This window comes from Pseudidiomarina planktonica, from assembly GCF_900177775.1.
GTDB classification, from domain to species: domain Bacteria; phylum Pseudomonadota; class Gammaproteobacteria; order Enterobacterales; family Alteromonadaceae; genus Pseudidiomarina; species Pseudidiomarina planktonica.
In genome coordinates this window covers 402,281-422,636 of record NZ_FXWH01000001.1, presented here as the reverse complement: position 1 = coordinate 422,636, position 20,356 = coordinate 402,281, and the positions used below count along the sequence as shown (strand labels likewise).

The 20,356-nt window shown below is 49.6% G+C and carries 17 protein-coding genes; 2 read left to right on the top strand and 15 right to left on the bottom strand.

The window, feature by feature from the left end; all coding sequences use genetic code 11:
* Positions 1 to 2 precede the first annotated feature (2 nt).
* The 10 genes from mshL to CCE91_RS01900 form a co-directional block, all read right to left on the bottom strand.
* The gene (gene mshL / locus CCE91_RS01945) at positions 3 to 1,664 is read right to left on the bottom strand and encodes a pilus (MSHA type) biogenesis protein MshL (protein WP_086433576.1); all 1,662 of its coding nucleotides are present in this window, start codon (positions 1,662 to 1,664) and stop codon (positions 3 to 5) included.
* Positions 1,664 to 2,026, bottom strand: a complete 363-nt coding sequence (locus tag CCE91_RS01940; RefSeq protein ID WP_086433575.1) for a general secretion pathway protein GspB — start codon at positions 2,024 to 2,026, stop codon at positions 1,664 to 1,666. Before CCE91_RS01940 ends, mshL begins: the two co-directional genes overlap by 1 nt.
* Positions 2,013 to 2,657 (bottom strand): hypothetical protein, encoded by a 645-nt coding sequence (locus CCE91_RS01935; RefSeq protein ID WP_086433574.1) that lies wholly within the window; start codon positions 2,655 to 2,657, stop codon positions 2,013 to 2,015. Before CCE91_RS01935 ends, CCE91_RS01940 begins: the two co-directional genes overlap by 14 nt.
* Positions 2,654 to 3,322, bottom strand: a complete 669-nt coding sequence (locus CCE91_RS01930; protein ID WP_086433573.1) for a PilN domain-containing protein — start codon at positions 3,320 to 3,322, stop codon at positions 2,654 to 2,656. The genes CCE91_RS01935 and CCE91_RS01930 overlap by 4 nt, the downstream gene beginning before the upstream one ends.
* Complete coding sequence (locus CCE91_RS01925) at positions 3,319 to 4,263, bottom strand: hypothetical protein (RefSeq protein ID WP_086433572.1); 945 nt, start codon at positions 4,261 to 4,263, stop codon at positions 3,319 to 3,321. The genes CCE91_RS01930 and CCE91_RS01925 overlap by 4 nt, the downstream gene beginning before the upstream one ends.
* 123 nt (positions 4,264 to 4,386) lie before the next feature.
* Positions 4,387 to 5,325, bottom strand: coding sequence for a phospholipase A (locus CCE91_RS01920; protein WP_086433571.1), 939 nt, complete (start codon positions 5,323 to 5,325; stop codon positions 4,387 to 4,389).
* A 4-nt stretch (positions 5,326 to 5,329) separates the two neighbouring features.
* A complete protein-coding gene (locus tag CCE91_RS01915; RefSeq protein WP_086433570.1) occupies positions 5,330 to 6,949 on the bottom strand; it encodes a methyl-accepting chemotaxis protein in 1,620 nt (539 codons plus the stop codon).
* A 129-nt stretch (positions 6,950 to 7,078) separates the two neighbouring features.
* Complete coding sequence (pyrC, locus tag CCE91_RS01910) at positions 7,079 to 8,125, bottom strand: dihydroorotase (protein ID WP_086433569.1); 1,047 nt, start codon at positions 8,123 to 8,125, stop codon at positions 7,079 to 7,081.
* A gap of 93 nt (positions 8,126 to 8,218) precedes the next feature.
* Positions 8,219 to 10,555 carry a diguanylate cyclase gene (locus CCE91_RS01905; protein ID WP_086433568.1) on the bottom strand — a complete coding sequence of 779 codons (2,337 nt, stop codon included), beginning with the start codon at positions 10,553 to 10,555 and terminating at the stop codon, positions 8,219 to 8,221.
* A gap of 105 nt (positions 10,556 to 10,660) precedes the next feature.
* Positions 10,661 to 11,239, bottom strand: coding sequence for a thymidine kinase (locus CCE91_RS01900; RefSeq protein WP_086433567.1), 579 nt, complete (start codon positions 11,237 to 11,239; stop codon positions 10,661 to 10,663).
* A gap of 123 nt (positions 11,240 to 11,362) precedes the next feature.
* Here CCE91_RS01900 and CCE91_RS01895 point away from each other — a divergent pair, with 123 nt between their 5' ends.
* Complete coding sequence (locus CCE91_RS01895; RefSeq protein WP_086433566.1) at positions 11,363 to 12,595, top strand: adenosine deaminase family protein; 1,233 nt, start codon at positions 11,363 to 11,365, stop codon at positions 12,593 to 12,595.
* A 16-nt stretch (positions 12,596 to 12,611) separates the two neighbouring features.
* Here the strand turns inward: CCE91_RS01895 and ctlX are convergent, their stop codons facing one another.
* The gene (ctlX, locus tag CCE91_RS01890; RefSeq protein ID WP_198677991.1) at positions 12,612 to 13,538 is read right to left on the bottom strand and encodes a citrulline utilization hydrolase CtlX; all 927 of its coding nucleotides are present in this window, start codon (positions 13,536 to 13,538) and stop codon (positions 12,612 to 12,614) included.
* A 91-nt stretch (positions 13,539 to 13,629) separates the two neighbouring features.
* Positions 13,630 to 15,276, bottom strand: a complete 1,647-nt coding sequence (locus tag CCE91_RS01885) for an acetolactate synthase large subunit (RefSeq protein ID WP_086433564.1) — start codon at positions 15,274 to 15,276, stop codon at positions 13,630 to 13,632.
* Positions 15,277 to 15,539: 263 nt separating this feature from the next.
* Between CCE91_RS01885 and CCE91_RS01880 the strand changes: the two genes are divergently transcribed.
* Entirely contained in the window at positions 15,540 to 17,180 is a 1,641-nt protein-coding gene (locus CCE91_RS01880; protein WP_086433563.1) for a methyl-accepting chemotaxis protein, read from the top strand.
* A gap of 53 nt (positions 17,181 to 17,233) precedes the next feature.
* Here the strand turns inward: CCE91_RS01880 and CCE91_RS01875 are convergent, their stop codons facing one another.
* From CCE91_RS01875 to CCE91_RS01865, 3 genes are all read right to left on the bottom strand, one after another.
* On the bottom strand, positions 17,234 to 18,220 hold the full coding sequence (locus tag CCE91_RS01875) for an LLM class flavin-dependent oxidoreductase (RefSeq protein WP_086433562.1): 987 nt from the start codon (positions 18,218 to 18,220) through the stop codon (positions 17,234 to 17,236).
* Between the two features lie 73 nt (positions 18,221 to 18,293).
* Positions 18,294 to 18,839 (bottom strand): single-stranded DNA-binding protein, encoded by a 546-nt coding sequence (gene ssb, locus CCE91_RS01870; RefSeq protein ID WP_086433561.1) that lies wholly within the window; start codon positions 18,837 to 18,839, stop codon positions 18,294 to 18,296.
* 36 nt (positions 18,840 to 18,875) lie between these two features.
* Entirely contained in the window at positions 18,876 to 20,261 is a 1,386-nt protein-coding gene (locus tag CCE91_RS01865; RefSeq protein ID WP_234996236.1) for an MFS transporter, read from the bottom strand.
* Positions 20,262 to 20,356: the final 95 nt, after the last annotated feature.

Sequence of the window (20,356 nt, the reverse complement as noted above, 5' to 3'; positions counted from 1 at the left end):
AGTTAGTTATCCGGGTACCAGCGCTTTAAAATATCGCTTGAGCGTTCTAACTCGTCTCGCCAGGTATCAACACCTACCACTACTGGCCGCAGTAAAATAATCAGCTCTTTTTTCTGTTCAATACGTTGGCGACTTTTGAATAAGTTACCCAGCACCGGAATATCACCTAAAAATGGTGCTTTGGCTTCGCGATCGCTATAAGTGGTTTGCATTAAGCCACCTAACACCACAATTTCGCCATTGCGGGCGCGCACTATGGTGTCACTTTCGCGAATGTTGCTCTGCGCCAACGGCAGAATAAACTGGTCTTCGTTTAAGGTAATCACTTTTTCCTGTTCAGAGGTTTCCACCACCGACGGGTGTACGTGCAGTGTGACTTCGCCGTCAGCACTTATTTGCGGCGTCACATCCAGTGAAATACCTGAGAAAAACGGGGTTAACTCAATATTTGGCGTAGAGGTAGTGGCCGTACCGGTAACCGTAGTGGTAGATACGTTAGTTACGTAATACTCGTCTTCACCAATTTTAATAACAGCTTTCTGATTATTCGAAGCACTAACGCGCGGATTCGACAGTACCTGCACATTACCCTGAGTTTGCAGCAGTTGAATAACACCATTGAAATTTTTATCGGTAATGGTGATGCCAAACACACCACCTAATGAATTAGCCTGACTCGCCAAACCACCGGTTAAACCATAACGAATGGAGGTGCTACCCATTGAACCCATTACGTCTTGCCAGTTAATACCCTGCTGGTATTCGTCGTTCAACGTAACTTCAATAATTCGGGCTTCCAGAATTACCTGACGTTGCAAACGTTCTTCAGCGGCAGATAAAAACTCGCGAACGGCGCGAATTTCGCTTGGGAATGCTGTAACTGTAACTAAACCGGCCTGTGGCGATACCACCACGCGACGACCATTCTCTTCGCCAACTATGCCTTGGAGAATATCTTTCAGTTCTGACCAAATATCGGTTTCAGATTCAGTTGAAATAGAAGTGCCGTTGCCTTGAATTTGGTTTTGCTGGCGCCCTCTTGAACTCTGACCGCCCGTACCCCCCTGGTTAGCCAGGTTGTTATCGACATTGCCTCCACCGGCTCTACGATTGTTCGAGTTGTTACGGTCTTCGTCGGTAACACCACCAGAATTCACACTGGTTTGTGACAACCCAAGGCGACGCAATGACAAATAATCTAGTGTGATAGTTTCACTGCGTAAGCCAGCCGGATAAATTCGAATAATTCGGCCCGAACGACGCACATCAAAGCCATAAATGTCTTGTACCACGGCCAAAGTTTCAGCCACAGTCACATCTTTTAAACTCAAAGAGATGGCACCGCTTACATCTGGGTGCACCACTACACTGTACGGAGAGTCTTCGGCCAAACTGGCAAAGAACTCGCGCGCATTAATGTTATTCGCCTGCACCGTAAAGCGCGGTTCAGCCAGCACATCGGTTGCCGCAGACGGATTCTCAGCGGTGTCGGCAAACAAATCGCGACGCACATCTTCGGGTAACTGCTCGCGCTGCGGTTTCGCGCTACCAGGCTCCCCTTGCTGCTGCAAAGCCTGCTGCGCCTCGCGCGGCGCCCGCTCGGGCTGATGCGCACAAGACACGAGGAAAATACTAGCCAACAGCGGCACATAAGCTTTAAACATTACTTCTGGCCTCCGTTGGTGGTTGATGCATGCGTTTCTTGAGATTGCTTCACTGACTGATACATTCGCACTATAACCTGTTTCCCGTTGGCTTCCAGTATTACCTTTGACAGTTCAATACGGATTACCTGATAAATTCCGATAAACTCGTTTTCACGCAATTTTTGACCATTAATTTGTGCCCAGCGGTCGTTCTCTCGCAACTGAATGGCTTGTAACTCCAGCATTTGCGCTGGCAAGCCCGTGCTTTGCTGAACCCCACCAGTTTGTGGTGGTCGCGTTGGATCCCGTTGCTGTGCCTGCGCAGGCACTGACACCAGCACCACTAGCATTGCCGTTATAAGTAATTTATACCCCAACATAATCTTGCTCCATGCTGAGTGTATAAATTTCCACTTCCACCTCGCCTTGCGGGTAACTGGCTACCGAATACTGCAGTCGATGCCAGTAAAACGACCAGGGTAGCTCTTCGAGGGCCGCAAAATAGTCGCGGATTTCAAAATAACTGCCCTTAATACGCAGGCGCAAGCGGTGCTGATAAATACTGGTATTCGCATTGCTATCGGTATTCATGAGCAAAGGTTCCGGCGGCAGCGCTTCGGCCCCAATAACCACTAAATTGTCGGCTTCAGCCAACACCGCCTGCAGCAAAGCACGATTGTCTTTCGCATTCACGTACGCAGTTTTTTCGCGTAATTGCTGCCTAATCTCGGCCAGACGTTCATTCGCTTGCTGCTGCTGTGCGGTTAACGCTGCATTTGGATCGCCAGCTAATGCCCGTTGCGTCTGACCGGCGGTTTGCTGCAACTGCGTTAACTCTTGTTGCAATCGGGTTTCTTGCTGCAAACTACTGCGCCAGGAATCCCATTGTGGCTGTACTACTTGTCCGCCAACTAATGCTGTTACCGCTATCAGACCCGCACCAAGCCAAAATCCACGGCGCTTTTGCGGCAATGCATAAAACTTGTCTTGATAAACTTGCCAGCGACTCATTGGTCACCCCCGCCGGACAAACGCAGCAAATCATTCGGTGTAACCGGGGCGCCATCTGTTTCTGTGGCTGTTGCACTGCTAATAGTAAAGGCCAGGCCCTGGGCGTTGTCTTCCGTACGTAACTCGAACACCGCAAATTGACGGTTGCGTAATGTTGGTTGTCCGGAAAAGTCCGCCATCCATGCTGGCAAGGCGGCCGCCTTGGTAGCGTAACCACGCAAGGTTAAATCTCCTTGCTCCATCACTATGTCCTGCAACCACAGCTGCCCGGGGGTAATCTCAGCTAAGTCACTTAATAACATGGCAAAACTAGTTTGATGCTGACGCTGTTGCTGGTTCAGGTTACCCAGTAGCTGTTGCCCCCGCTCAATTTCGGCGCGGGTTAAATCTAGTTGCTGCTGAATTTTCGGATCGCCGCGACGCTGTTGCAGTGCCTGGTTCAGTTCAGTAACCACCGCCCGTTGCTGAGTAACTTGCCGGTTTAACTCGGTTACCTGTTGTTGGTGCGACGACTGGGCATAGCTCAAAACTATGGCTACCAGCACCAAGACCGCTAACCAACCACCCAACACCAACAGGGTTAGTTTAAGCGTGAAGCGCTTTTGTACTGGCCGAAGTTCGGCTACGTATAAATTAATGGCGGTTTTTAACGCAGTTGAGCTCATGTCGCCTCCTGCGTTAATGCATCGAGCAATAACAAGGTACCGCCCAGTGCAGCCAAATCACTAAAGTCGCCGGCTGCAAGTTCCTGCGCCCACTGCGGATAGGCTAAACCGCTTACCTTTAAGCCCAACTGCTGCTGCAAGGCATCATGTACCTCACTGGCCGGACTAAAGGGCAATGCACATTGAATAGTGGCGACCGGACGCTGGCGCAACTGACTATCAAAGTAGTCCAGCGAGCGCTGCATCTCGACGCTGAGTGGCTCTAGCGCACCCATTTTCAATTCGTCGGTGGAGTAGTCAGCGAGCTTTTCGAAACCGCGTACCTGCCGGCTTAGAAATAACTTTTCCTCGCTCACAATTTGCACCACGATAGGTTCACCTGCACGCTGTAATAAGAACATGACCGGGTCCACGGTATCTGTGACTAAACGTGCATTGGCAAGTTCCACCACACTAATACCCTGCAGCTCAAGTTTGGCATCATGCAAACAATTTAAGATTGGTTCTAACTGCTTTTTATCCGCTACCACCACATTAATTTTGTCACTACCAGCCGGTTGCGCGGGCAACTCATAATAATCAGCAATAATTTGTGACGGCGACAGTGACACCAGTTCCCGCAACGCGAACTTTAGGCCACTGGCGAGTTCTTCAGCAGGCAATTGCGGACGGTCAATCAGAACGCTTTGGTAAAGCGAAAGACCCAGCACTAGCTGTACTGGCATATCAGGTTGTAGAAAGCGCTTATATTGCTGCAGCAGTTTTTCGATGGTTTCAAACCAGGCACCCACTCGCGCTTCCGCCTGATCGTTCAAAACCAGGCTGGAAGGCGCAGTAGCATGGGCTGCAAGTTCTGCAATACAGAAAGACACCGAGTGTTGATGAACAACAATAGTGAGTAATCGACGTGCTGATGTACGCGGACGACGAAATAAAACCAAATGATATTCCCTAAGCGCTTTTTATAATTATACGACTGACTATTTATTATGCCGTTTTTAGCGCTTGCTGACTACATTGTAATCACATTTTTTTAACGAACTGTATCACCTTGGAAGCAACACTTAACGCACTATAGCGAATCCTAAGCGTACCCGTAGCGGCTCTTTTTCATCATAATTCAGCAGGCTTTCACCATAGCCGTGAAAAAACTGCAAATAGATGTAACCCCCTGCTCTGCTGAATATTTTTTGGCGTATTGGATAGGTCAAATCAAGCTGGGCGTTACCGAAACGCTGCAGCCCATAACGAGTAGTCAGTGAGGCTAAAAAGCCATCTTCACTACCATAACGAATGGTTAAGCCGGAGCGGCCGCGATAATCAACCACATCGTCATTTTCATCGCCTTTGTTGATGTAGGTGGAGAGCTTAGGCGCTATCACTAAATTTTTATCACCAATGTTGAAACTCCAGGCGGGCTGTATAAACAGCGTATCTACACTGCGCGACTCGTCACCCGCTTGCCCATTTGATTCGTGTTCGTAACCAAAGCGCCAGTAGTCCGGTTTCCAGCCAAACTGCGGCGTATTCAATTCCCAGAAAAAACTGGGCCTGTAGGTGGTGTCTTCAAAGGGCTTGGATTCCGCCGACAAGTTCCACAACGATGTTTGGGTGTAGCCAAGGTGAAACTTTTCCAGCCACGGCAAATGCTTAACAAATAAACCGTCTTCGGAGAACATGCGATATTTAAAGCTGATTTGAAACCGCGAGGTTAAATCGCCGGAGCCATCAACGTTGCCACCAACCACAAAATACATGGGTTCATTAATTGATAAAGCGGCTTCTTCCGCTTCATCCACAGGCTCTAATTCCCACTCACTAAAAACCACTTCCGGCGCAATTTCACTGGGCTCGGAGAAAGCTTCCTGCTGCATCGGATTCTCAATTTCTTGCTGAAGGTCGGGCAGATCCGCGGCCGCCACCGAGAATGGTAACAACAAGAAAAAGGGCAGCTTGAAAGCTGCCCCACGAAAACATGTGCTCTTACTAATGCCTGGGCGCATAGGTTTAAACCTTAAAGCGTTCCACTGCACGCGACAACTGTTCAGACAATGCCTGTAACTGATGTGCCGTAGAACTAGTGTGTTGAGTAGCTTCTTTGTTCTGTTCTGCCATGCCCGAGAAGCGCTCAACGTGCTTCGCGACTTCGCCACTGGCCTGGTTTTGCTCCTGCAATGCGTTGCTGATGTCTTCAACCACGGTAAGCACTCGTTCGAAGCTTTCGCGAATTTCCCGAATAGCTACGCCAGTTTGCCCCGCCAGTTCTACACCTTCTTCAACTTCATCGACACCACGCTCCATTTGATGCACTGTATTTTGGGTACCCTGCTGAATCTTACCAACCATGACTTCAATTTCGTCAGTAGATTCACTGGTACGTTGCGCCAGGGTGCGCACTTCATCAGCAACTACCGAGAAACCGCGACCCTGTTCACCAGCACGAGCTGCTTCAATAGCCGCGTTCAGTGCTAGCAAGTTAGTTTGGTCGGCAATCGACTTAATCACATTTACTATAGAATTGATTTGTTCAGATTGCTTGCCCAATTCCACCACTTGCGCTGAGGCTTCACGAACCGCTTCGTTAATACGATTCATGCTGGCTACCATTTGTTCCATCACCTTGGCACTTTGTTCTGCATTGTTGCCAGATTCAGTAGCAATTTGCTTAGCTTCGCCTGCATTTTCAGCAACATGGCTAATACTGGCACTAAGCTGCTGCACCGAGGTAGCAATAGAGCCTGACGCATTAGATTGCTCATCAGAGGATGCAGACAACTCTTCGGCGGTGCTGGCCACGGCCTGACTGGAACTGGAAAGCTCAGTTGCGGCCTGCTTGATTTCGCTCATCATGTGGCGCAATTGCGTTTGCATGTTGGCTAATGCCGACAGCAATTCGGCAATTTCATCGCTACCGTCTTCGTCAATATGATTGTCTAAACGACCATCGGCAACCGCTGAAGCTACTAGCATAGCATCGGCCAAACGTTGTTGCAGTTGGCGGCGGAATACCAGTCCTGAAATTACGGCAACCACAATCACCACTAGGCCACCAATCAACACCGCAGCAACCGTTAAACTGGACGTTTCAGCAGCAGCTTCCTGACGCTCTGTAAGCAATTGCTTTTCTGCTTGAGTAAACTCCGCAATACCCTCGCGAAGGGCTTGCCGTCCCTCACGACCTGCACCACGAGCAACAACCGCAGCGGCTTGATCCAGACCATAACTGCCTTCACCGTATTGTTCACGGGTAGCAATAACAGGGTCGATAGCGTTAAATAACCAGTCGTCATATATCGCACGTAAGTCTTTCAAACGCTGTTGCTGCGCCGAATTATCTGCTGTTAACTTCAGCAAACGATCATAAGAGGCGTCAAAGTCGGCAATACCACGATCATAAGGCGTTAAAAAATCGTAATTGCCGGTTAGCGCAAAACCACGCTGACCATTGGCAATGTTTAACATGTGCACTTCAATTTGTTCTGCTTCAGCAATGACGATATGCGAATGGTCGGTCGCTTCGGTCGCTTCGCCTAATTCATTAAGGCTTGATGCCACCAAGGCAACCAGTGCCACCATAAGCGTGATGATAATGCTGTATGAAATGACCAGTTTATGTACAAGTTTCATTGCTTTCCCCTGACAGCGGCAGTGAGTAGGTTTGGCACACCCTGCTGCACGCTGTTCTATGCTTTTCTGAATACTTTTAGTATCGACCTGAATCACTTTTTTATTAGCAAAACCGATCAAAAAATTCGTTTAGCTAGCCTTCACGACTTGCCATTGTAGCGTTTCGCCAGCCCAATATGGGGTAATAGGACCAACAGTGCTGTCAATGCTATTAGCTACCTGCCAAGGTTTCCGCTGTAGCTGTATTTTACGCTGGTGGCGTGGATACCCATAAAAGTCAGCGCCAAAACCTGCGGCAAAATCGGCCAGTAAATGCAGCGCCTGATGTTGTTCAAAAAACTCGGCGTACAGCGGTAATGCAGCCGGTGCCGAATAACAACCGGCGCAACCACAAGGCGCTTCCTTACGATCGCGCGCATGCGGCGCTGAGTCGGTGCCTAAAAAGAATTTCGGATTACCTGACAACACCACCTGCTGCAGGGCTAACTGGTGCTCGCGGCGCTTAAGTATCGGCAAGCAATAATTATGCGGCCGGATGCCGCCTACCAACAGGTGGTTACGGTTCATGAGTAGGTGTTGCGGGGTGATTGTTGCGCCAACATTCTTGCCAGCGGACTTCACAAACTCAACCGCGTCAGCGGTAGTAATGTGTTCTAACACCAGTTTTAAATTCGGGTACTTTGCTACCAGCGGCGCCAGATTGCGTTCAATGAATAATTTTTCCCGGTCAAAAATATCCACGTCGGGATCAGTAACCTCACCATGCACCAATAAGGGTACATGATGTTCTTCCATCGCAGCGAACACGGCATCTAAGTCAGCAATAGAAGTAACTCCAGCTGCCGAGTTGGTAGTAGCCCCCGACGGATACAATTTAAACCCAATAATGTGCGAATTACGGGCTGCCTGCTGAACATCACTCACGGTTGTGTTCTGAGTAAGATACAAGGTCATCAGCGGATCAAAGGCGCTTTCTTCCGGCAGCGCGTGCAAAATACGGTCGCGATACGCCAGAGCGGCTGCTACTGAGGTTACCGGCGGCACTAAATTAGGCATGACCACGGCGCGACCAAACATTTCAGCTGTCGCGGGAACCGTTGTGGTCAGTAATTCGTTATCACGAAAGTGAACATGCCAATCGTCGGGAACGGGGATTTCAAGTACGTCAGCAGCCATGGGGGTCCTTTTTTCTATACTCGCAGTAGCTAAGTAGCCAGCATCAATGGATGGTTAATCAGGCCGGAGTATAGCAAAAAAATAAAACTGTTTTTAGCGCTTTTGTGGCGCGACCACGATGCTATTTCTACCTGCTGCTTTGGCTTGATATAAAGCTTCGTCGGCTCTTGCCAGCCATTTATCAGGGCTACTGTCTGCCACCGAATATTCAGCCAACCCAGCACTCATGGTAACTGCAATAGAATCAGAACCAACTATAACGGGGTCGTCGGCCAAGGCCTTGCGAATGCGTTCAGCAACAACCTGCGCGTCAGCTTCCGTCGTGTGTGGTAGCAATACCGCAAACTCCTCTCCGCCCAAACGCCCAAGCAAATCAACTTCACGCAACTGCGCCAAAGTGCGGTCAGTGAACGACTGCAGCACCTTATCACCAGCACCATGGCCATAGTTGTCGTTTACTTTTTTAAAATGATCCAAATCAATCAATATCAGGGTTACCGGCTGCTGGTAACGCTCAAACTGTTCGATGTGCGAGCGACACTGATGCAAAAAGGTTCGGCGGTTAGCAACCCCGGTAAGTTCATCGGTGGTGGCCATACGTTTCAATTCTTCCTGAGCCTCGGCCCGCTGCTCTTCCACGCGGCGGGTGTAAATCATAGTGCCTAAAGCATCCATAACCGGCTTAAGCATTGCCAATTGTTCACGACGGTAACCCTCTTCACTATTCGCCAGCAGAGTCACCCCAACCACTTCCCGGTTAAACACTATGGGCATTGCCATAATAGTTTCAAAGTCAGGCAAATCCAGTGGTGATAAGGAGCTTTCCGTGGTTGCCAAATGCTCATTCTCAATCAGGGTTTCGCCACGCACCGCAACCTGTTGCAGTATTTCACAGCCAATAGTGACTTCTAACCCCTGCTGAACCAGTTGCTGATAACCTTCAGTGGCATCTGTAGTTTCGGATGACAAACGTAGTCCGTGTACCAGTAATAAATCGCGTTGCCGCGAATTGCCCGGGAATTCACCAACCAAACCGAATTCACTGCCACTGACACCCAATAACACGTCCAACAAATGGGTGCCGGCTTTGGCGAAGTCTTTCGCTAATAGAAACTCGTTTTGTATGGCGCTTAACAAATCTAAAATTCGTTGTTGCCGATTACGTTCAATTTCGTTTTCCACTTGCTCGGTAATATCACGGTGCGTACCCACTAACCGCTTTGGTTTGCCGGTAGCATCACGCTCTACCAACTTACCCACGCTATGCATCCACACCCAATGACCGGCGTCATGACGCAGTCGAAAACGCACATCAATCTTGGCGGTGTTGCCGCTGAAGTGGTTTGTCATGGCCTGTTCTAGTATGTCTTTGTCAGCCGGATGCACGCGCTCGCGCCAATCTCTAACATACGGAGATGAGTTATCCTGGTCCAGCCCCAGTAACTGGTGCCAACGGTCGCTATATTGAATTTGGCCGCTAGTTAAATCCCAATCCCAGGTCGAGAGTTCACCGGCGTCCAGCGCCAGTGCAAAACGCTCATTCGAATCCTGCACCAACATTTCCAGTTGTTTGCGCTGAGTCTGCTCAAGCAGGTAGCCACGAATACGAATAACCTCGCCTTTGCTATTGTGGTCGGCCCGGCATACCTGCCGAACCCAACGCAATTCACCGGCTTGGGTTAAAATTCGATAATCAATTTCCCAATGGTCGCGTTCACCAGTGGAAAGCTGTCGAAGGGATTCACGCACTAGCGCCCGGTCGTCGTGATAAACACAGCTTAAATAATTAAATTCCGGGCGCCGCACATGCTCTACTGAGTAGCCAAGAATATCGTCAATGTTTTTCGCCGCATACAACACCCGCCAATCGGGTTGCGCGTCCCAAATAACCACAGCTACCGGCCCTTCGGCAAACAGTTGCTGCTCGGCCACCCGGTTTTGTAATTCGTAGCGTAATTGTAGTTCATCGGACACGATTTCAGCCAGAGATTCCAGCCACTGTTGTTGTTGCTCTGAGAATTCATGCGGTTTGGAGTCGAACAAACAGAGGGTACCCAAGTGCAGATCGGGGGCAATTGTTATGAGTGCTCCGGCGTAGAAGCGCACGCCATGGGTTGCAACTGCGGGATGATTTTTAAAACGCTCACTGGAGCAAGCGTCTTTAACTACTAGCGTTTTCCCGTCACCAACAGCATATGCACAAAAAGATACTTTGCGCTCTGTCTCGCTGGCATCAAACCCAACTTTGGATTTAAACCACTGGCGCTCGCTATCTATTAGCGAGATTAATACTGAGGGCACGTCAAATAAGCTTTTTGCAAGCGCAGTGATGCGTTCGAACGATTGCTCTGGCTCTGTATCCAGAACATCTAACTGGTACAAAGCTCGAAGCCGTTCCTGTTCGTTGTCCGGAATGTTCGGGTCCCGCATGAGCTTCTCTCCGCTGCGTGAAAACAAATACCTGTAGCTAGGTTATACCCCAACTAGGGAAAAAGCGATTCACGCCAGCTGATATGTATGCAGGTTAAGGAAACATTAACTCAGTAATTTTTCGCGCCAGTGTTTGCGACAGCAGGACACATATTTTTCGTTACCGCCAATAGCCACCTGAGCACCAATTTTTACCGCATTACCCTGCTCATCCACCCGTAACGACATGGTTGCTTTTCGACCGCAAAAGCAGATGGTTTTCATTTCCACTAATTTATCCGCCACCGCCAGCAATACCGCACTACCGGGAAACGCTTGACCGAACGCGTCGGTACGAATGCCGTAGCACATAACCGGAATATTCAGGGTGTCCACCACATCGGTGAGTTGCCATACCTGCGCCTCAGTTAAAAACTGAACTTCGTCCATCAGCACGCAATCAATGGCATGTTGTTGATGACGCGCTTCCAGCAAGGCTTTTAAATCAGTGTTGCGGGTATAGGCCAGCGCGTGGCGTTGAATGCCCAGACGTGAAGCAATAGTGCCTTGCCCGGCACGGTCATCAACGGCTGGGGTTAGTAACAGCACGTGCTGACCACGCTCTTCGTAATTATGCGCAACTTGCAGCAATGCAGTGCTTTTACCCGCATTCATTGCGGAATAGGTAAAATATAATGAGGCCATTTAGGTTACTTCGGTTGTGCAACGACAGCCTGTTTATAGCGACTTTAGCGGGTGAATGCAAAACACATTTCCGCTAAACTGGTTACCAAACCCACTATAACCCGCGCAGTCACAGGAGCCACCATGACCACCAGCTACTCACCCGAATTTATTCGCGCCATGCCCAAAGCAGATCTGCACCTGCATTTAGATGGCAGTTTGCGTCCCAGTGGTCTCATTGAGATGGCAAAGCGCAGCAACATCGAGTTGCCCTCCTACAGTGTTGAAGGCCTGCGCGAACTGGTGTTTAAAGACAATTACCAGAACCTTGGCGAATACCTGAATGGCTTTCAGTATACCTGCGCGGTATTGCGCGATTTAGAAAACCTGGAACAAGCGGCCTACGAACTCGGTATTGATAACCAGGAAGAGGGCGTGAACTACATTGAAGTGCGGTTTGCCCCACAGTTACTGATGGACCCTAGCGCCGGAGTTGATTTTGATCGGGTGATGCATGCCACCAACAACGGGTTAAAACGGGCGAAAGACGAATACAACAGCAGTAAAGCTGTTCAGCAAGGCGATAAGCCCGAATTTGAATACGGCTTAATCAACTGCGCCATGCGTATGTTTGGTAAAAAAGGATTTTCGCCTTACTACACGCAACTGTTTCAACTGATGCGTGAGTCTGAATCTAAGCAAGTGATTAAAACAGCCGCCATGGAGCTGGTGCGCGCCAGCGTGCGCCTGCGTGATGAAGAAGGCATGCCCATTGTTGGGCTGGATATTGCGGGCCAGGAAATGGGCTATCCGGCGCATGAATTCAAAGAGGTGTACGAGTACGCCCATCAAAACTTTTTACTAAAAACTGTGCATGCCGGTGAAGCTTATGGTGCTGAAAGTATCTTTGAGGCACTCACCCAGTGTTATGCCGACCGCTTAGGTCATGGCTATTCGCTGTTTTCACCGGATATGATTGAAGACCAGAGCATTACTGACAAACAGGGCTACACCGAGCGGTTAGCTTCGTTTATTGCCGACCGCCGCATTGCGGTGGAAGTGTGCTTAACGAGTAATATGCAAACCAATCCAAGTATTGGGTCTATTAAGAATCACAATTTCGGCAAAATGCTCGACCATCGCCTGGCCACGGTCATTTGTACCGATAACCGGTTAGTGTCCAATACTACAGTCAGTAAAGAATATGAGCTGGCGCTGAATAACTTCGACGTACCATTGAAACGCCTGAAAGACATGGTTGCCTACGGCTTTAAGAAGAATTTCTTTCCGGGTAACTATGTGGAAAAACGCGAGTACGCCAAGCGCACCCTAAATTACTTTGACCGGGTGGCTATGGCATATAACCTGACCGACTAGGTTAGTCCGGCTGAGGCTAGCGTTTACTCAGGTGAACGCCGGCCATCATGCAGCGTACTGAGCCACCAGCTAATTCAATGGTACTCACCTGCAAGGGTAACAGGGTTGCGCTGCGTTCTATCTGCGCCCGCTGCTGCTTGGTTAGCGTTGCCGCGCCAGTGGCCGACATGGCCAGAATTCGCCCCTGTGACGAACTTAACTCAATGGCATTACCGGCAAATTTGCCAATTTGTTCATTCGACAGCTCAATAACTTCACGGCCCGATTCACGCAACCTGTTAATAACCTCCTTACGGCGGTCGCTGTCGGTAATCATGTGAGTACCAACCAACGCGAACTCGCTGGCAATACACATGAGCACATTGGTGTGGTAAATCACGTTACCCCGCCCATCGGCGGCATCAAACACCATAGGTTCGTAGTTAAAGTGCGTACAAAAACGCTCTAAGATTACCGGGTCAGCGCGATTTGAACGCGCGGTATATGCCACTCGTTCATCATGGTCCAGCACCATAGCGCCAGTGCCTTCTAAAAACATGCGATCGGGTTCTAAGCCCGAATAATCAATAACGTCCTGAACCCGATAATTGGCTTTGAGTTGCTCAATGACACCCCAGCGGCGCTCGCGGCGGCGACTTTCGGTGTACATGGGATAAATGGCAATATGGCCACCCACATGCGTAGAAAACCAATTATTTGGAAATACGGAATCCGGCGTATCACGACTGCCGTCGTCTTCAAATAAATGCACTATAACGCCGTTGTTACGCAGCGTTTTTACTAAGTCGGTAACTTCCCGATAGGCAGCGTCGGCAATCTCACGGCCACGCGACTGACTGTGCATGGTTTGAAAACTATTGTCGGCCGCGGTTTCAGGGTTTGAACGGAATCGACTTGGCCGCACCATAACCACTGCTTTGGGGGCCTGATTGGATCGCAACATGACAATAAACTCACTGGCAAAATAAGAAGGGCAATATACTAAGATATTGCCCTTTTAAGGAAAAGTGTTATGCAAACCGCGCAGCCTTGCGTTATAAAGCGGCGCTTCGCTTCGGTATATCAATATTTAGTAGCTGATGATTCTTCGAGTAATCTACTGGAACATCAATAACATGAACACCTTTTTGCGCTAAGCAATCACGCAGCAATGGCGCCAGCGCTTCAGTACTTTCAACGCGATAACCTTTAGCACCATAAGCTTCGGCATATTTAACGAAGTCAGGGTTGGCAAAATCTAAGCCAAAGTCCTGGAATTTCATGTCTTGCTGCTTCCACTTAATCATGCCGTAGCCACTGTCATTCAGAATTACGACAACCAAATCAAGTCCCATGCGCACGGCCGTTTCCAGCTCCTGCGAATTCATCATAAAGCCGCCGTCTCCACAAATGGCCATAACTTTACGATCAGAATGCACCAGTTTGGCCGCCATGGCTGAAGGCAAGCCAGCGCCCATAGATGCCAGTGCATTATCCAGCAACACAGTATTTGGCTGGCGTGCCGCGTAGTTGCGGGCAAACCAGATTTTGTAAATGCCGTTGTCCAACGCAATAACCCCGTCGTCGGGCATTACCGAACGAACGTCTTCAACCAGACGCTGAGGCAGCACCGGGAAGGTATTGTCGTGCGCACCTTCATTGGTGTGATCACGCAAGCTCTCCCGCACTTTCAGCATAAAGCTGAAGTCCCAGTGTGGCTGCTTCTCTATACCTTCTTTCAAGCGCCAGATGCTGTTGCCGATGTCACCAATCATGCTGGCATGAGGAAAGTAAACGGGCTCTACTTGTGCCGCCTGAAAGTTAATGTGCACCACTTTTTTCTTGCCATTGTCGGCGCGCATCATAAAGGGTGGCTTTTCAACTACGTCGTGGCCCACATTTAAAATGAGGTCCGCATGTTCAAGTGCCCGATGCGGATAGTCACCGTCTGACAATGCGGCGTTGCCAATCCATAACGGATGGTCTTCATTAATCACGCCTTTACCCATTTGGGTGGTCACAAATGGAATGCCTACCTTGTCGACAAAAGCGCGCAACATTTTGGCGGTAATTTTACGGTTTGCGCCAGCACCAATGAGCAATAACGGATGCTTAGCTTCGCGCAGCAGTTCCAGCACGTGACGAACGGACTTGTCTTCCACTACCGGGCGACGAAAGTGGCTGGGCTCAATAGGATCCACTTCAACACTCTCGGCGGCAACGTCATCGGATAATTCAAGATGAGTAGCACCCGGCCGCTCCTCTTCCGCAGCCCGGAAAGCTTCCCGCACATGTGCGGGAATACTGGAGCCACTAATTATCTGCGCCGTGTATTTGGTAATAGGGCTCATCATATCAATCACGTCAATGATCTGAAATTTGCCCTGGGCACGGTCACGAATTGGTTTTTGTCCGGTTATAACCACCATAGGCATAGCGCCGAGCTGCGCATAGGCAACCGGGGTGACTAAGTTGGTAGCCCCCGGGCCTAAGGTGGCCATACAAACACCGGGCTTACCAGTAAGCCGTCCATAAGTTGCGGCCATAAAGCCCGCCCCCTGCTCATGACGGGTTACAATAAGTTGTATGTTGGAATGTGCCAAAGACTCGAGTAAATCCAGATTTTCTTCACCGGGAATGCCGAATACGTATTCAACGCCTTCATTTTCCAGCGTTTTCACCATTAAATCTGATGCTTTCACCTGGCCTTCTCCTTGTGGTTGATTCTGTATGTGTTCTAGCTTACGCCTAAGCTGTAAGGATAGTTCACCCTAACACAGAGTCACGCCCACATGAAAAAATCCCCGCTAGACGGGGCTTTCTGAGTCTGCACTGGCACGAGCAAAACAAGAGGCGAATTCTGAGGCAAACTATTGATTCGTGCTCTACTTTATTACTGTAAGTAATTTGTAAGCTGCCGATAGCCTAATACATAAGCTTTTTGTTGGCTGACTAAGGATTATCAATGAAGATCATACAGCAGTTAAGTATTACGCAGAGACTCGTTTCATTACTAGGCATTGCCGCTTTAGGGACAGCTCTGATGGTGGCGTTTATGATATTTATTCTAAACGATCTTTTGGTTGAAGAAGAAAAACGCAAACTCAACGCCGTACTTGATACAGCGCATACCATAGTCAGCCATTACCATCAGGAATATCAGAATGGTAACCTAAGTGAATCTGAAGCTCGATCTGAAGCTTATGCCCGTCTCGATAGCATTAGATACGAGGGCGTAGAGTATGTTTTTACGCTGAACCGCGACGGTGTTTTGGTGCAGCATCCTTTTTCTAAGCAATTAGTTGGCCAGGATGTCACCAACTATGAAGATCCAGAAGGCACCCGACTGTTTCAGGAAATGGTTCAAAAAGCACGCTCTGCTGGCCGTGCTACCGTTGAGTACATATGGCAAAAAGGGAGTAACGCAGACGACCTGGTTCCGAAAATTAGCCGAATTCGCGTGTTTGAACCCTGGAACCTTATTATGGGAACAGGCCAGTACACCGACAATATTACCAGTATGCTGTGGCAGGAGTTTTTCAAATTAGCCGGTTTAGCTGCAGTTCTGGCCGTTCCTCTGCTGTTCGTATTTGTTTTGATTATCCGCAGTATTACCCGCCCGTTAAAAACGATTAATAATGCCATGTTTGATATTGCTGAAGGGGAAGGCGATTTAACTCAGCGGCTCGATGACTCGGGTTCCGATGAACTCGCTAAATTAGCCACCTCATTCAATACCTTTGTGCACAAAATTCGGCAATTGGTGCAGAGTGTTCAGGAATGCGCTCACAGTGAGAGTGAAGCTGCCAGTCAGCTAACGAACTTATCTGCTACCAGTAGCCGTCAGAGTGACGACCTGACTGCGCAAACAAGCTCCATAGCCACAGCTATTACTGAATTGTCGTCATCCGCTGCAGAAGTAGCCGATCATGCCCGCCAGGCAGCCGAATCAGCAAATACAGCAGATGAAGAGGCCGGACGTTCCGCCATTATTGTGCGCGAATCCGTTAACAACATTGAAGCACTCACTTCCGAACTCGGAAAAGCCGGAGAAAAAGCCCGTTTGTTACAAGATGGGTCAGACAAAATTGGCAATATCCTGGGTGTTATCGTTGCCATTGCCGAACAAACCAATTTATTGGCTCTCAATGCCGCTATTGAAGCCGCTCGGGCTGGCGATGCCGGACGCGGTTTTGCGGTTGTTGCAGACGAAGTCAGAACCTTAGCTACCCGAACTCAGCACTCGACCGATGAAATATCTTCTATTGTCGAGACTATCCAGAGTGCGATTAAAGAGGTCAGCCAGATTATTAGTGATGTAGAACATCGTTCTGAATCGACCAACGAAGAAGCATTGAAAGCTGAACGAGCAATCAGCCAAATTCAAGAAGCGGTAGCCAATATTTCCAGTATGAACATACAGATTGCTGCAGCGACCGATGAACAAAGTCGCGTGACGAAAGATCTGAACGAGAACATCACCGATATCTCAGATCTTTCACACGCCAATCAGGAGGCAAATATAAAGGTTTCTGAAGTGAGCCGGGACCTCAGCAAAAACAGCGTTGAACTGGGTCAACTTGTGAGTCGATTCAAGACCAAATAGCCTGTTTGCTTAGAGACGTGCTCAGACACCTGGCAAAGACCTGGCCAGTGCGTTTAGCGGCTAATAAGCTCTGCTGCTATGCGATAGCTGTGTTGCCGGGCGGCAGGGTCATGCATCATGCTGGTCAGCATCAGCTCGTCCGGATTATGTTTGGCGATAAAATCTTGTATATCTTGTTGTACCGAAGCGGCATCGCCGACCACTGAGCAAGCCAGTGCGCTTTCTACATAGGCTTTTTCATGCGGTTGCCAAATACTGTCGATGCTATCCACCGGTGCTGGCAGCAAACCCGGTGTACCTCGTGTCAGGTTAACAAACTGCTGTTGCAGCGAGCTAAACAGCCGTTTGGCTTCAGTGGCAGTGTCTGCGGCAAACACATTCAGCGCCAGCATCAGATAAGGCTTATCCAGCTGTGCCGAGGGTTTAAATTCGCGCCGGTACAGTTCTGCTGCCTGCTGCATCATGCCTGGGGCAAAATGTGAGGCAAACGCGTAGGGTAAGCCAAGCTGAGCGGCTAATTGCGCACCATACAGGCTTGAACCCAGTATCCATAACGGCACCTTCAGCCCTTGTCCCGGCACGGCCTGCACTGACTGATTTGGTCTGGCTTCAGCAAAATACTGCTGTAACTCGGCGATATCGGCCGGGAACTGTGCTTCATTTTCCACTTTATGCCGCCGCAATGCCCGCGCTGTAGCCTGATCACTACCCGGCGCCCGGCCTAAGCCTAAGTCAATGCGGTCAGGGTATAACGTAGCCAGAGTGCCAAATTGCTCGGCTATCACCAGAGGTGAATGGTTCGGCAGCATAATGCCACCGGCACCTAACCGGATACGCGAGGTGGCTGCCGCTAAATGGCTGATTAATAACGACGTAGCGGCGCTGGCAATGCCCGGCATATTGTGATGTTCAGCCAGCCAGTAACGATGATAACCGAGTGAGTCGGCATCTTGCGCCAGGGCTTTGCTGGCAGCAAAGCTATCGACCACGCTGCTGCCCGCTGCAACCGGGGCTAAATCTAAAATGGATAAAGGAATCATCAGCTCTCCGCTAGGCTGTGCAAAAAAGCCCTGTAAAAACAGGGCTTTTTATTATCTTTAAACGAAATTTTGGTTAGAACGGAATATCGTCGTCAAAGTCGTTGTCTGGTGAAAACGGCTCTGGTTCTGGCTGCTGTGCCGGACGCTGCTGCGGCTGTTGTTGTGGTTGTTGTTGGTAACCACCTTGCTGAGCCGGCGCTTGCTGTGGACGTGACTGCGCTGGTGCGCCTTGGCCTTGATTTGACGGTTGATTGCCGTAGTTGCCCTGCTGGCCGCCCGGACGACCGTCCAGCATTTGCAGTTCATTAATCACGATTTCGGTGGTGTAACGTTCTACGCCATCCTGCCCCTGCCACTTACGTGTTTGCAGACGACCTTCCACATAAATTTTAGAACCTTTTTTCAGATATTCACCGGCAATTTCAGCCAAACGACGATAAGCCACACAACGGTGCCATTCAGTTTGTTCACGTTGTTCGCCGGTTTGCTTGTCTTTCCAGGTTTCGCTGGTCGCAATTGACAGGTTCGCAATCGCGGTGCTGTTCTGGGTATAACGAATTTCCGGATCGGCACCCAAATTGCCAATCAAAATTACTTTATTAATGCCGCGACTGGCCATGCCTGTCTCCTTGTTAAATACTGCTTATTTTAGTTGTTAACTTTGAAATTCTTGCAACAGCGCGTCAAGCGCCTGAGCATCGTATTCGCGTTGATCTACTTTTACATAAGCCATGCTTTCCGCCACTACCACCCGGGCTTCTTCAATGCCTGCCAGCGCAGTTATGCGCGAGACGAGAAGTTCGGCTTTGGTGGCATCCAAGCTGGTGGTGTTGAACGCTAAATTCTTATGTTGAGAATGTACCCGCATGCCTAGGGTGACACAACCCCAACATACTAGCAGTAGCAGACAGAAAATCCCAATACCCGGATTGCCGTAATACTGGCCAACTAAACCACCGAGCACGCCACCTGCAAAGGCACCCGAGAACTGAAAAGTTGCGTAAATTCCACTAGCGCTGCCCTTACTGCCGGCTGGTGCCATGCGGGTTAGCAGCGCTGGTAAGCTGGCTTCTAAATAATTAAATCCGGCGAAGAAAATCACCAATGCCACCGCCAACCACAGCCATGTCGTATGCGAAAAAACGACCATAGCTACCGCTATCATCAGCAAACCTATAGCCAGCCGGAAGAATGGTACTTGCACATTTTTACGTGCCGCAATAATAAGTAGCGGCACCATAATGGCAATAGAGGCTACCAGCGTAGGCAGGTAAATCCAGGCGTGTTCTGCAATCGTTAAACCACTGGCTGTCAGCAGCGTTGGTATGGCGACAAACCAGGCGGTTAAACACGCATGCAATACAAACACGCCCAGGTTCAGGCGTAGTAATTGCGGCTGAGTGACCAGCCCACGCAACTCGGCACGAACCGGCACTATGTCTCTACTGGAGCTGCGGGTAACCACTTTCGGTAAAAACAATAACAACACTGCAATACCCAACAAGGCACTGACCGCTGTTACCCAGAATAAGCCGCGTAAACCAATGATACCGCCAAGTGCCGGCCCCAGCACCAACGCAAGTGCAAAGGCCAAGCCAATACACATACCAATAGTAGCCATTACTTTGGCTCGCTGTTCGTCACGGGAAACGTCGGCAGCCAGTGCCAAAATTGCAGCGGCAATAGCACCGGTGCCCTGCAAGGCACGACCAATAATAACGCCGGTTAAGGTATCGGCCATCGCAGCTACCACACTACCGAGTGCAAATAGCAATAAGCCACCAACAATAACGGGCCGCCGGCCAATACGATCGGACAACATTCCCAACGGGATTTGTAAAAAGGCCTGGGTTAAACCGTAAGCTCCAATTGCCAGGCCTACCAGCCATGGCTGGTAATCCGGATACAAGGGCGCATAAATAGCCATTACCGGCAGAATTAAGAACAGCCCGAGCATGCGTAGCCCAAACACGCTCGCTAACGCTGCGGCCGCTTTGCGTTCGGTTGCGGTCATTGCATGTGATGGTGGTTGGGTGGTCATTTCAGCTGGAATTCTCGTACTGCTATTAAAATAGAATCGCGATTGTACCAGAAGTGGGTGCTTGTGCGATAATGACTGATTACGTTTTCTGACTT

Bases quoted from the DNA above. Each gene is read 5' to 3' on its own strand.
- mshL (WP_086433576.1), bottom strand. From the start codon at position 1,664: ATGTTTAAAGCTTATGTGCCGCTGTTGGCTAGTATTTTCCTCGTGTCT.
- CCE91_RS01940 (WP_086433575.1), bottom strand. From the start codon at position 2,026: ATGTTGGGGTATAAATTACTTATAACGGCAATGCTAGTGGTGCTGGTG.
- CCE91_RS01935 (WP_086433574.1), bottom strand. From the start codon at position 2,657: ATGAGTCGCTGGCAAGTTTATCAAGACAAGTTTTATGCATTGCCGCAA.
- CCE91_RS01930 (WP_086433573.1), bottom strand. From the start codon at position 3,322: ATGAGCTCAACTGCGTTAAAAACCGCCATTAATTTATACGTAGCCGAA.
- CCE91_RS01920 (WP_086433571.1), bottom strand. From the start codon at position 5,325: ATGCGCCCAGGCATTAGTAAGAGCACATGTTTTCGTGGGGCAGCTTTC.
- CCE91_RS01915 (WP_086433570.1), bottom strand. From the start codon at position 6,949: ATGAAACTTGTACATAAACTGGTCATTTCATACAGCATTATCATCACG.
- pyrC (WP_086433569.1), bottom strand. From the start codon at position 8,125: ATGGCTGCTGACGTACTTGAAATCCCCGTTCCCGACGATTGGCATGTT.
- CCE91_RS01905 (WP_086433568.1), bottom strand. From the start codon at position 10,555: ATGCGGGACCCGAACATTCCGGACAACGAACAGGAACGGCTTCGAGCT.
- CCE91_RS01900 (WP_086433567.1), bottom strand. From the start codon at position 11,239: ATGGCCTCATTATATTTTACCTATTCCGCAATGAATGCGGGTAAAAGC.
- CCE91_RS01895 (WP_086433566.1), top strand. From the start codon at position 11,363: ATGACCACCAGCTACTCACCCGAATTTATTCGCGCCATGCCCAAAGCA.
- ctlX (WP_198677991.1), bottom strand. From the start codon at position 13,538: ATGTTGCGATCCAATCAGGCCCCCAAAGCAGTGGTTATGGTGCGGCCA.
- CCE91_RS01880 (WP_086433563.1), top strand. From the start codon at position 15,540: ATGAAGATCATACAGCAGTTAAGTATTACGCAGAGACTCGTTTCATTA.
- CCE91_RS01875 (WP_086433562.1), bottom strand. From the start codon at position 18,220: ATGATTCCTTTATCCATTTTAGATTTAGCCCCGGTTGCAGCGGGCAGC.
- ssb (WP_086433561.1), bottom strand. From the start codon at position 18,839: ATGGCCAGTCGCGGCATTAATAAAGTAATTTTGATTGGCAATTTGGGT.
- CCE91_RS01865 (WP_234996236.1), bottom strand. From the start codon at position 20,261: ATGACCACCCAACCACCATCACATGCAATGACCGCAACCGAACGCAAA.